This is a genomic window from Oryzomonas japonica (genome assembly GCF_008802365.1).
In the GTDB taxonomy this organism is placed as follows: domain Bacteria; phylum Desulfobacterota; class Desulfuromonadia; order Geobacterales; family Pseudopelobacteraceae; genus Oryzomonas; species Oryzomonas japonica.
This window is the reverse complement of the sequence record NZ_VZQZ01000005.1, coordinates 155885-167792: the sequence shown is the minus strand read 5'-3', so window position 1 is coordinate 167792 and position 11908 is coordinate 155885. Positions and strand designations below refer to the sequence as shown.

Sequence of the window (11908 nt, the reverse complement as noted above, 5' to 3'; positions counted from 1 at the left end):
GTTCGTCAACCACTACAGACCGTAGCTTCCGAGTGCCTCCACTCTCGTCTCCGTCCGATCCCGCGATGTCCTCCGAGATCTGCCCGGCGTGGGCAGCCATCCCTTTCAAAATCCGACAAACCGAATTTGATGCCGGTTCATTTTTACGAAGATTTTAATGATTTTTCCTTTGATTCTTGCGGCAATTGCGGTTACATTTCAGTGTCAACGGGATAAGGAGTATCTGCCATTTATTAAGGGGGAATCACAATGTTCGAATTTGATGAAACGATTGAACAAAGTGCCATTATCAAAGTGATTGGCGTGGGCGGCGGCGGTGGCAATGCCGTCAACACGATGATTGCCAATAACATACATAAAGTCGATTTTATCGTTGCCAATACCGACGCCCAGGCGTTGCGCCACTCCAAGGCACCGGTCAAGGTTCAGTTGGGGGGGCAGTTGACCAAGGGACTCGGGGCCGGCGCCAATCCCAACATCGGTCGCGATGCGGCCCTTGAAGACCGGGAAAATATGACCGAGATGCTCAAGGGCGCCGACATGATCTTCATCGCCGCCGGCATGGGGGGCGGCACCGGCACCGGCGCAGCACCGGTCATTGCCGAGGCGGCCAAGGAAGCCGGGGCGCTGACCGTCGGCATCGTCACCAAGCCGTTCTCCCGTGAAGGCAAACAGCGCATGGCAAAGGCCGAAGAGGGCATCCGCGAGCTGAAAAAGCATGTGGACTCCCTGATCATCATCCCCAATGATCGCCTGCTCAATATCGCACCCCGCTCCCTCGGCATCCTGGATGCCTTCAAACCGTCCGACGACGTCCTGCGCCAGGCCGTGCAGGGGATTTCCGACCTGATTACCACCTCCGGCTTCATCAACGTTGACTTCGCCGACGTCAAGTCCATCATGAGCGAACGCGGCATGGCCATGATGGGCATCGGTATCGCCAAAGGCGAAAATCGCGCCGTGGAAGCTGCCAAATGCGCCATCTCGAGCCCGCTTCTGGAAGATATCGACGTTTCCGGCGCCAAGGGCGTACTGGTCAACATCACCGGCTCGTCTGCCATGACCATGGACGACTTCGACGCGGTCAACAAGACCGTCCACGAAAAGGTCCACGAAGATGCCAATATCATCATCGGCGTCGTCATCGACGAGAGCCTTGAGGATGAGATCAAGGTCACCGCCATCGTCACCGGTTTCGGCGACCGCTTCGACATGGAACGGGGCCGCGAACTGCGCCAAAATGTCACTCCGCTGGGCGAGAAAAGCACGGTCAACAAGAAGTGGCTGGACATTCCCACCCATATCCGCGACCGTCAGCAGACGGAGAACACCACCCGCATCAGACCGGCCGTCTCCTTTATCGAGGACGACGAGGACCAGTACGACATCCCGACCTTCCTGCGGAAATCGGTGGACTAGACAGCGCACCAACAACGAGGGGAGGCAGCGATGCCTCCCCTCCTTTTCTACCCGGCTTCTTCGTGTTCCTCCTGAAGAACCGGGTTTTTTTTATACATCGCAAAGCCGCGCACGGCACGAAGGTTGAGGTATATGAACTGGAGCGGAACCGTACAAGACCGGAAGATGATCTACGTTGCCATCGGCAGTGTTGCCGTGGCGCTGCTGGCGGGCACGGCCTGTGCCGCTCCCGAAATCATCCCCATGAAAAACGGGGTCACGTTCCGGCACAAGGCCCACATGCTCGCCACCCACACCTGTAGACCCTGTCACGAAGCAGGGCCGGGCAAGATCGAGGGTTTCGGCAAGGAGTGGGCGCACAAGAACTGCAAGGGGTGCCACGGGGAACAGAATGCGGGGCCCTACCACTGTGCCGGCTGCCATGTGAAGGTGTATGATCAGGAAGGGCCGAAAGGGAGATAAACGGTTTTAACTATTGTACTCCGGGCAGTACATCATCACCAACCTGGCCCGGTTTTCCAGACAGAGCGGACACAGTTCTCCCGCATCCTGCCACACTTCCCCCGCCAGCCATTCCCCGGCCTCGGCGTATTCCGAACGCTCGGCGGTCTCATCAAACTCCTTCGTGCAGATGGTGCATCGCTTCATGACTTCCTCTCCACTCCCACCATGGCTCGTTCGTACTCTTTCCTCAGGTGCTCCCGGTCCGCCGTGCCGATAACGCTCCAGGGCAGAATCGCATCCTCGGGGATCTCACGGCACACATACCCGTCCGTATCGATCCCGCACTGCTTGGCCGCCTTCTTGAGGGAACTCCCCCCTGCCATGGCGGCCACCAGACCCGAGAGCTGCCGGTCCCCCCGGGAGAGCAGGGCCTGGAGGTAGGACTCCCGCAGACTCTCCACCTTGAGGCGCACGTTGGGCATGGCGCGCACGGCCGTCTCCAAAAGTTTCACCTTGCGCTCCAGGGAAGGGAGCGGCTCCATGCCGCACCACTGGAAGGGGGTGAACGGTTTGGGGATGAAGGGGTTGACCGACAGGATGATCTCGCCGATCCGCTTGTTGGCCCGCGCCCGCTCCAACACCCGCTCGCGGATGGCCGCCACGAGCCGGAGCAGTTCATCCAGATCAGCCTCCGTCTCCGTCGGCAGGCCGATGATGAAGTACAGTTTCAGGTTCAGGATGTCCCGGGAGATCAGCATGTCGCAGGCGTCCAGGATCTGCCGTTCGTTCAGGTTCTTGCGGATCAGGTCCCGCAGCCGCTGGGAGCCCCCCTCCGGCGCCAGGGAGATGGTCTTGTGGCCGCTCAGCGTCAGGGCATCCAGCATGGCGCTGTCCAACCGGTCAATGCGCAGGGACGAGACCGAAACCTTGGCCCCCTTTTCCACTATGTAGCTACAGAGGCGGCCGATATCCCGGTAGTCCGACACCGCCGCCCCCACCAGCCCGACCTTGGAGCGGTGCCTGAGCCCCTCGTCCACCGCGGCCGCGAGGTGCTCGAAGGGCTGCTGGCGAAACGGGCCGTAGATGAAGCCCGCACTACAGAAGCGGCAACCGCGCGGACACCCCCGGCTCACCTCCACCAGGAACATGTCGCCGAATTCCGTGTTGTCGGTCAGGATGAGGGAGGCAGCCGGCCGGTGTTGTTCCAGTACGGGGCAGGCGCGCACCACCGGCAGCGGGGCGCCCGGAGCGCCGTCAAAACCGGTCAGACGGCCATCGGTATCGTACCGCGGCTGGTAGAGGCTCGGGATGTAGAACCCGGGCCGGGCGGCCAAGGCGGACAACAACCCTCCCCTCCCCCCCTGTTGGGGCGACATGAGGCACGACACCAGGGCCGGGATGAGTTCCTCCCCCTCGCCGATGCAGACCACGTCCAGGAAGTCGGCCACCGGCTCGGGATTGATGAAAAACGCCGCGCCCCCCGCAATGACCAAGGGATCGGCGCCGGTGCGCTCTGCGGCCGAAACCGGGATACGCGCCAGTTCCAGCATGAGGGGGATATGCAGGTAGTCCGGCTCGAAGGAGGTGGAAAAGGCGATTGCGTCGAAATCAGCCAGAGGGCGCTGGCTCTCCAGGGAGAGGAGCGGCGTGCCGCTGCGCCGGTATTCTTCCAGATCCTCCCGGTCGGGCAGAAAGGCCCGTTCGCACAGGATGTCGGCAGATTCCGCCAGGAGCCCGAAGACCGTCTGGAACCCCAGGCTGCTCATGGCGGTCTGGTAGGAGTTAGGGTAGACGAGGCAGACGGCGAGCTGCCCGCCCCGGCTCCGCATATCGGGGCGCAGGCTGGTTTCCGCCTCCAGCAGGGCGCGCAATTTTTGTCGGATCTTCCAGGTCATGCGGTGAGTATACAGGCGCGGCGCGGGATCAGGCAAACAAAAAGCACCGTTTCCTACGGTGCTTTTTGTTTGCCTGTGAAGGTCTTAACAGTCTGTTGGAAAACGCAGGTTGTTCAAAAATAGTCAGATCGTCGCACCTGCAGAATGCCCTGAGGAGGCGTAGCAGCGCTACGCCGCACGAAGAGGCATCCGAGGACGGCGGCGAGATGGCTGTTTTTCAACAACCTCTTAGATCAGGCCTTTTCCAGCTTGGCCCCCACCGTGGCGCCCGCCCCCTGGGTCAGCAGGTTCACCTGGGCCTCCCGAAAATGGACAGGGACGAACAGCGTGCCCTCCGGGGCCGTATCAAGCACCCTGGCGGTGAGGATGATGCTCCCCCGGGAGGAGGAAATCTTGACCGCGCTTCCGGTGGTGATGCCCGCCTTGCGGGCATCCGCTGGTGCTATCTCCACATACGCCTCGCCGGCAACGGCCATATTGTTGTCCGACCAGGTGGAGAAGGTGCCGTTGTGGTGCAGCACCGGCCCGACGATGAGGCTCAGGGGGTAGGCCCCATCCCGCCGGGCAGGGGGTGTGGGCGTTACCGGCGCAAACGTCGCCGGCTTGTCGCTGAGGGCCGGCCGGTTCTTGGCCCGCCCCATGCGGCACCCCTCGTGGTCGCACTGCTCGCTGTAGAGCCCGGTCAGCCGGGCAATCTCATGGTGCAGATCTTCCGCCGACGCCGCCGTGATATTCGCTACGGGTGACACGAGATCATGAAGCTTTGCCAGGATCTCGCCGTCGGTGCGGGCATCGCCGGCCGGGGCCACAGCACGGGGGAAACACTGCACCCGGTTGTCCACGGAGGTGAAGGAGCCGGACTTCTCGGCCCCGCTGGCGGCGGGCAGCACGATGTGGGCCAGACGGGCGGTGTCGGTCAGGAACAGGTCCTGCACCACCAGCAGGTCCAGCTTCTGAAGGGCCTTCAGGATACGGTTACGATCCGGCATGAAATGCAGCGGGTCGCTTCCCATGACGTACAGTGCCCGGATTTCTCCCTTTTCGATCCCTTCGACGATCTGAAAGAGGTCCTTGCCGGGTACTGCGGGAACAGCGGCCTTCCAATCCGCGGCAAAACGGGCGGCGGCATGATCATAGCCGTGATAGCCGGGCAGATACTCAGGGCAGACCCCCATGTCCAGCATCCCCTGGGTGTTGTTCTTCTCGTCCAGCGGATAGATGCCGGCGCCGCCCGTGCCGGCCGCCCCGGTCAGGAGGGACAGATTGACCACGCCGGTGACGGCATTGGCCGCATCAACGGAGCGCATGATCTCGGCGCCGTAGATGACCGCCACGCGGCCGTTAGCGCCTATGAGGCGGGCCGCTTCGCGCAACTCGGCCTCGCCGACGCCGCTCGCCTCGACGATCTGCTCGTAGCTGATCCCGCCGAGGGCCGTGGTGAACGCGGCGAACTCCTTGGTATCGGCGTCAATGAAAGCCTTGTTTTCAAGCCCTTCAGCCAGGATAGCCTTGTTGAGGCCGGCCACCAGCCAGGCCTCGCTGCCGGAACGGTACTGGAGAAACGCGTTGGCGAACGGCGTGATCCAACTGGCGCGGGCACCGGCCACGACCAGTTTGGCGTCGTTCCGGGTAACGGCCCGGATCACCCGATAGGCAAAGCCGGCCGATTCGGCCTTGAGGTCGCTCCCCAGGACCACGACCGCCGTGGCCTGCTCAATGGCGTCCATGGCAGCGGTTCCGCCGCTGTAGCCCAGCATCCGCCACTGGATGAGCTGGGCCGGGAAATAGCCGAGACGCGCCTCGGAGTCGATGTTGTTGGTGCCCACGGCGCAACGCAGGAACTTCTGGAAGAGATAACTCTCCTCGTTGGTCACCCGGGGCGAACCGATACCGGCCACACTGGCCCCGCCGCTTGCGGAAACGATATCCTTCAAACGGGCCGCAACCGTGCTCAGGGCCTGATCCCAGCCGACCTCCTGCTGTTTGCCGGCGACGTCCTTGAGGAGCGGTTCGGTCAGTCTGCCGGAAGAGTTGAAGGCGGCATAGCCGAAACGGCCGTTGATACACAGGTTGCCGCGGTTGAAGCCGTCATCGGAACTGGTGACCCGCTCCACGCGGCCGTCGCGGGAGTGGTAGTCGATCTGACAACCGGACGAGCAGAAAGCGCAGACGCTTCTGGTCACGTCGAAGGTCCAGGGGCGGCCACGGAACTTGAACGGTTTGCTGATCAGGGTGCCGGTGGGGCAGGCGTTGATGCAGTTGCCGCAGAAATCGCAATTGAGCGGCTTGCCGTCCACGGTGCCGATCAGGGAGCGGTCACCGCAGTTCTTGACCTCGATGGCATCGGCCCCCACGATCTCGTGGCAGACCTTGACGCACTTCTCGCACAGGATACAGCGGGTAGAGCAGTTCTCGATCAGGGGCCAGTCGTAGATGATGGGCAGAGGCTCCCGCTCGGCGGCATACTCGTTTCGGTCCACCTTGAGGGCAAAGCAGGTATCCTGCAGGTCGCATTCGCCCCCGGCGTCGCACACCGGGCAATCCAGCGGGTGGTTGACCAGCATCAACTCCAGCGTCTTTTTGCGGGCCTTTTCCAACTGCGGCGACGTGGTGGTGACAACGATGCCGTCCTTGACCGGAGTGTTGCAGGCGGTCATGAACCGGTCAACCCCCTCGATCTCCACCACACAAATACGACAGGCCCCGGTGGTGGAAACCTTTTTCAGCCAGCAGAGCGTCGGGATCTTGATCCCCAGCCCGGCGGCCGCGTCCAGGATGGTCGTCCCTGCGGGGACCTGTATCTGTCTGCCGTCAATCGTCAGCGTAACCATGTGCAACTCCAGACTTTAAGTGCTATTTTTCTCTTAGCAGGCTATTCAAAAATTCATAGGTTGTTCAAAAATAGCCAGATCGTCGCCCCCGGAGAGAGCCCTGAGGAGGCGTAGCAGCGCTACGCCGCACGAAAGGGCTTTCGAGGAGGCGGCGAGATGGCTGTTTTTCAACAACCTCCCTACACAACCGCCATGGCCATGCGATAGCAGCGCAGGCACCGGTCGGCCTCGGCCTGGGCCGTGCTGTCGCTGAAGCCCAGTTCGACCTCATTGTAGTTCTTGAGGCTGGCCCGCTCTCTGCCATGGACCTCTTTCTGGTTGGCGCGCCCAGCGGCATCGAGCCAGGGCACTTTCTCACCCTTGTCGTATACCCCCAGGTAGGTCAGGAGGTCATCGAAGATATCGTCCTCGGTGAGATAGGCCTTGCCCTCCTCCAACCAGCGCTGGATTACCCGGGCGGCACGGTGAGCATTGCCGACGCAGGCCACCACGGTCAGGGGGCCGATTTCGGCGTCGCCGCCGGCAAAGACCCCGTCGCAGTCGGTCATGAGGAAGCGGGAGAGCGGGTTGCCCATGCCGTCCTTGAGATCCTTTCCCGCCGCATCCTTGAGGGGCAGGTGCTTGGTGACCACCGTGTTCCACTTGCTGATGTCGATGCCCATGTCGGGGGGGATGAACCCCAGGTCAGCGTCCTGGCCGATGGCCGGGATGACCGTGTCGCACTCGATGATGAACTCGCTGCCCGCCATCGGTTCGGGACGGCGGCGGCCGGAGGCGTCGGGCTCTCCCAGCTCCATGCGGACGCATTCCACGCCGACCACCTCGTGCTGGTCGTTGGCGATGATCCGGGTGGGGAGCACCTGGAATTCGAACTGGACCCCCTCCTCGTCGGCGCCGTCCACCTCCCACACATCGGCCGGCATCTCCTTGCGGGAGCGGCGGTAGACCAGGTAGGAGTCCTGGGCACCTTCGCGCAGGGCGACCCGGACGCAGTCGATGGCGGTATTGCCCCCGCCGACCACCACGACCTTCTTGCCCATGCCGGTCGGTTTGCCCATGTAGGCCTCACGCAGGAAGTCGATCCCCCCTTTGAGGAAGCCCTTGTACCCCTTATCCTCCCCTTCCACACCCATGGGTTTGGAGCGGTGGGCGCCGGGGGCGATGAACACCGAGTCGTGCTTTTTCTTCAGGTCGGCCAGGGAGATGTCCGTGCCGACACGGCAGTTATAGACGATCTCGACCCCCAGGGACTGGATGATGTCGATATCGCGTTGCAGGATCGCACGCGGCATGCGGTAGGCCGGGATGCCGACCGCGATCATGCCGCCGCCGTACCCTTCCGGCAGCACCTCGTAGATGGTGCAGGGGTACCCTTCCAGGGCCAGGTAATAGGCGGCGGCCAGACCGGCAGGACCGGCGCCCACGATGCCGACGGTCTTGCTTTTCCGCGGCTTGGGCTGCATCGGAGGGGCAAGTTTGTGCACTCGCTCGTAATCCGAGGCGGATCGTTTGAGTACCATGATGTTGATGGAATCATCCACGTTCTTGCGGCGGCAGGCGCTCTCGCAGGGATGCGGACAGACCCGCCCGCAGACGGCCGGGAGCGGCATGTTCTCGCGGATGGTGGCCAGGGAATCGGAAAAACGGAGGTTTTTGATATCCTCGATGTAGCGGGGGATGTCGATATGGGACGGGCATCTGTCCATGCAGGGGGCGGTGATCTTGTGGAGGTATCCGTCGGCGCTGTTGACCGCCCGCCGTTCATGCAGGCGGGTGACGAATTCGGCGCGGTAGTGTTGTACCGCATCGAAGACCGGCACCGTGGCGCTCTGGCAGAGGGTGCACTTGCAATTCCTGAGCAGTTCCGCCAGATCCCCGACCTTGTCCAGGTCGGCCTCTTTGGCCGTACCGTCCAACACCCCCTTGAGCAGGTCCATCAACACCTTGGTGCCCTTCTTGCCCGGCGTGCACTTGCCGCAGCAGTACAGGGTCTGGACGCGCTTCATGTACTCGGCCGTCATGGCCGGCACATCAACCGTCTTGTCGAACAGAATGATGCCATCCCACCCCATGAACGCGCGCAACGGACGTTCGCCGTCAAAGGCCGCCGGCAGCTTGAAGGCGACCGCCTGCGGTTCACCGGAAATATTTCTGTTGTCAACGACGTTTCTGCCCCATGTGGAAAAGAGTACTGAAGACACACGAACCTCCGAAAACCGGCCCCCGGGAACCAAGGGGTTAAGCTCTTGCAATTATTATTAAATTTTACATAAGTAAAGTGTATACAGTATGCATGAGTAGCACAATAATGTTCCAGAAATCAAGGGAAAAAAAATCTTTGCATACCGTTGCCTTTCAAGCGGTTTCACCTTTGCGCCATTCTGTGTTATAGAAAGGTGACAGGAGCACCCCAGCAACGGAAGGATACGGCCATGAACCCTCTCGACGAAGCATTTCGTTCACTCTTTGAAACCAACATGGGCATCCGGGCCAATGAACGGGTCCTGGTGTTCAGCGACACGATCCGCGCCGACGAAACGGTCTCCGCAAGCGACCGGGACCGGCGCGTACGCCTGAACGCCACCGCCCGCATGGCGGCGGCATTCGCCGCGAGGACATATGGCAGCGGCGGCTTCGTGGAATTCCCCGCCACCCCTGCCTCGGGAGCCGAGCCGCCCCGGGAGCTCTGGCTGGCGACCTTCGGTGCCGAAGCCATCGGCGAACTGGAACAGACGGGGCTCTTGGCAAAGCTCCTGGCGAAGCAGGCCGCAGCCGACGAGATCGCCGCCGCCCGGGAGATCGTCCTGGCCCACCGGCACGCCGTGGCCGACGTCATCATCGCCCTGTCCAACAACTCCACCAGCCATACCCGCTACCGCGCCCTGGCCTGCGCCACCGGCACCCGCTTCGCCAGCCTGCCCCACTTCGACCCGGACATGTTCCACAGCTCCATGACCGTGGACTGGCAGGCCCTGGCAGACCGCACCGCCCGGCTGGTGGCGGCGGTCAACCGGGCGGAGTGGGTACGGGTCACCTGCCCCAACGGCACCGACATGATGATCTGCAAACAGGGGCGCCACGCAGGAGGAGACGACGGCCTGCTGACCGCACCCGGCTGCTTCGGCAACCTCCCGGCCGGCGAGGGGTATCTTGCGCCGCTGGAGGGCAAAAGTCACGGCATCATGGTGATCGAGTGGGCGCCGACCCGCAAGCTGGACGAGCCGCTGCGTCTCTTCGTGGAGAACGGCACCGTGGCGCGGATCGAGGGAACGGACCCGCATCGCGCCAAGCTTGAGGCAAAATTCGCCGAGGACGCCAACTGCCGGAACATCGCCGAACTGGGCATCGGCACCAACGACAAGGCCAGCCGGCCGGACAATGTGCTGGAGGCCGAGAAGATCCTCGGCACCATCCACATCGCCCTAGGCGACAACTCCGGCTTCGGCGGCCTGGTCAGCGCCCCGTTCCATGAGGATTACGTCTTCTACCACCCGACCGTGACGGCCATCATGGCCGACGGGAGCGAGCGGGTGCTTATCGATGACGGGAAGATGCTGGTTTAGCCGCCGGAGAATGCGATCCGGGCAAACGGAGGGAGTCCGTGTGCCCCCGCACTAACCAAATGACGTCGTAGAAGGTTCGGATGCCGGGCGCACAGGGCGCAACGAAGCGGACGGACCCGATCCCGAGTTATAGAACGGAGTTGCCATGAGTAATCCACTCACCCTAGGTTTTTCCCCCTGTCCCAACGATACCTTCATGTTCTACCCCCTTATCCACGGCCTGGTGGACACCCGCGGCATCTCCTACCGGGAGCGGCTGGAGGATGTGGAGACCCTCAACCAGTTGGCCCTGAAGGGTGAGCTGGACGTCACCAAGGTTTCCTACCACGCCCTGGGGCATATCCGCGACGAGTACGCTCTGCTCCGCTCCGGCAGCGCCTTGGGCCGGGGTTGCGGGCCGCTCTTGGTGGCAAAGGACCCCATCGATCCCAACGATCTGCGCGGCAAGACCATCGCCGTTCCAGGACATTTTACCACGGCGCTGCTCTTGTTGCGCATGTTCGATCCCACCCTGAAAAACTTCCTGGTTATGCCCTTCAACGAGATCATGGATGCCGTCCTGAGCGGCAACGTGGATGCCGGCGTGATCATCCACGAATCCCGCTTTACCTACCAGGGCTTCGGCCTGCACAAGATGCTCGATCTGGGGGAATGGTGGGAGCGGGAGAGCGGCCTGCCGATCCCTCTGGGGGGTATCGTCGCCAAGCGTTCCCTGGGGGCCGATACCATCGCCGCCATCGAGGGCGCCCTGCGGGACGGGGTGGCCTACTCCCACGCCAATCCCGCCTCTGCGGCCCATTACATCCATGAGCACGCCCAGGAGATGAACGCAGAGGTCTGCTCGGCCCACATCGGCCTGTATGTCAACGACTTCTCCAACGATCTGGGGGACGAGGGGGTCAGGGCCATTCACTGCCTGCTGGAACGGGCCGAGAAGGCGGGCATCATACCGGCCTCCACGGCGCCGCTCTTTATCTAGGAGGTTGCTGAAAAACAGCCATCTCGCCGCCGTCCTCGAAAGCCCTTTCGTGCGGCGTAGCGCTGCTACGCCTCCTCGGGGTCTTCTGCGGGTGCGACGATCTGACTATTTTTGAACAACCTGTTTTTTTCAACAGCCTGCTAGATACGCCTCTTTACAAACAGCTTGGACATGATTATCTTGCATCCGTAAATTTTCATTGTGCAGGAGGAGGGTGTATGGCGGATGAACAGAAGGAAAAATGGCAGGGATGGCTGGCGCTCTCCATGGCCATCGTGGCGGTCCTGGCCGCCCTGACCACCCTCTATATGGGGAAGTTCTCGTCCCGCGCCATCATGGCCCAGGGGCAGGAGAGCGATCAGTGGGCCTTTTATCAAGCCAAGAGCATCAAGCAGCATAATTTTGAGATGAACAAGAAGGCGCTGGAGTTGCAGTACCATGCCCAGAAGGGGCTGCCGCCCGAAGTGGCCGCCGACTATGAGAAGACCCTCGCCAAATACGGCGAGGAGATCAAGCGCTACGATGGGGATAAAAAAGAGATCAAGAACAAGGCGGAAGGGATCGCCAAGACAAAGCTCAAGGCCCAGGAGATGGGAGGGGACTTCGCCTACGCTCTCATCTTCCTCCAGATAGCCATCATGCTCTCGTCCCTGGCCAGCCTGACCAAGCGCCACTACCTCTGGTACATCGCCATGGCGTGCAACCTGGGGTGGCTGTTCTTCTTTCTGGATGCCTGGATGCTCTTTTACTAAATAAGCTCACACAGCCCGGAACAAA

General features: G+C 62.0%; 9 protein-coding genes. 5 read left to right on the top strand and 4 right to left on the bottom strand.

Annotated features, from left to right (window positions below; genetic code table 11):
• Positions 1 to 249: 249 nt before the first annotated feature.
• Both ftsZ and F6V25_RS09875 read left to right on the top strand, forming a co-directional pair.
• Complete coding sequence (ftsZ, locus tag F6V25_RS09880) at positions 250 to 1419, top strand: cell division protein FtsZ (protein ID WP_149307163.1); 1170 nt, start codon at positions 250 to 252, stop codon at positions 1417 to 1419.
• A gap of 132 nt (positions 1420 to 1551) precedes the next feature.
• Complete coding sequence (locus F6V25_RS09875) at positions 1552 to 1881, top strand: cytochrome c3 family protein (RefSeq protein WP_420849972.1); 330 nt, start codon at positions 1552 to 1554, stop codon at positions 1879 to 1881.
• 6 nt (positions 1882 to 1887) lie between these two features.
• Here the strand turns inward: F6V25_RS09875 and F6V25_RS09870 are convergent, their stop codons facing one another.
• The 4 genes from F6V25_RS09870 to F6V25_RS09855 all read right to left on the bottom strand — a co-directional run bounded on the left by F6V25_RS09870 (position 1888) and on the right by F6V25_RS09855 (position 8790).
• Positions 1888 to 2067 carry a hypothetical protein gene (locus F6V25_RS09870; protein WP_151128419.1) on the bottom strand — a complete coding sequence of 60 codons (180 nt, stop codon included), beginning with the start codon at positions 2065 to 2067 and terminating at the stop codon, positions 1888 to 1890.
• Positions 2064 to 3758, bottom strand: coding sequence for a radical SAM protein (locus F6V25_RS09865; protein ID WP_151128418.1), 1695 nt, complete (start codon positions 3756 to 3758; stop codon positions 2064 to 2066). Before F6V25_RS09865 ends, F6V25_RS09870 begins: the two co-directional genes overlap by 4 nt.
• 233 nt (positions 3759 to 3991) lie before the next feature.
• Positions 3992 to 6589, bottom strand: coding sequence for a molybdopterin-dependent oxidoreductase (locus F6V25_RS09860; RefSeq protein ID WP_151128417.1), 2598 nt, complete (start codon positions 6587 to 6589; stop codon positions 3992 to 3994).
• A gap of 179 nt (positions 6590 to 6768) precedes the next feature.
• A complete protein-coding gene (locus F6V25_RS09855; protein ID WP_151128416.1) occupies positions 6769 to 8790 on the bottom strand; it encodes an FAD-dependent oxidoreductase in 2022 nt (673 codons plus the stop codon).
• A gap of 231 nt (positions 8791 to 9021) precedes the next feature.
• On the opposite strand from F6V25_RS09855, the gene F6V25_RS09850 reads away from it, so the two are divergent.
• The 3 genes from F6V25_RS09850 (at position 9022) to F6V25_RS09840 (ending at position 11883) form a co-directional block, all read left to right on the top strand.
• On the top strand, positions 9022 to 10152 hold the full coding sequence (locus F6V25_RS09850; protein WP_151128415.1) for an aminopeptidase: 1131 nt from the start codon (positions 9022 to 9024) through the stop codon (positions 10150 to 10152).
• 145 nt (positions 10153 to 10297) lie between these two features.
• The gene (locus F6V25_RS09845; RefSeq protein ID WP_151128414.1) at positions 10298 to 11131 is read left to right on the top strand and encodes a menaquinone biosynthesis family protein; all 834 of its coding nucleotides are present in this window, start codon (positions 10298 to 10300) and stop codon (positions 11129 to 11131) included.
• 218 nt (positions 11132 to 11349) lie between these two features.
• Complete coding sequence (locus F6V25_RS09840) at positions 11350 to 11883, top strand: DUF4337 domain-containing protein (RefSeq protein ID WP_151128413.1); 534 nt, start codon at positions 11350 to 11352, stop codon at positions 11881 to 11883.
• Positions 11884 to 11908 lie beyond the last annotated feature (25 nt).

Coding starts and splice junctions, on each gene's coding strand:
- F6V25_RS09865 (WP_151128418.1), bottom strand. CDS start 3,758: ATGACCTGGAAGATCCGACAAAAATTGCGCGCCCTGCTGGAGGCGGAA.
- F6V25_RS09845 (WP_151128414.1), top strand. CDS start 10,298: ATGAGTAATCCACTCACCCTAGGTTTTTCCCCCTGTCCCAACGATACC.
- F6V25_RS09870 (WP_151128419.1), bottom strand. CDS start 2,067: ATGAAGCGATGCACCATCTGCACGAAGGAGTTTGATGAGACCGCCGAG.
- ftsZ (WP_149307163.1), top strand. CDS start 250: ATGTTCGAATTTGATGAAACGATTGAACAAAGTGCCATTATCAAAGTG.
- F6V25_RS09875 (WP_420849972.1), top strand. CDS start 1,552: ATGAACTGGAGCGGAACCGTACAAGACCGGAAGATGATCTACGTTGCC.
- F6V25_RS09850 (WP_151128415.1), top strand. CDS start 9,022: ATGAACCCTCTCGACGAAGCATTTCGTTCACTCTTTGAAACCAACATG.
- F6V25_RS09860 (WP_151128417.1), bottom strand. CDS start 6,589: ATGGTTACGCTGACGATTGACGGCAGACAGATACAGGTCCCCGCAGGG.
- F6V25_RS09840 (WP_151128413.1), top strand. CDS start 11,350: ATGGCGGATGAACAGAAGGAAAAATGGCAGGGATGGCTGGCGCTCTCC.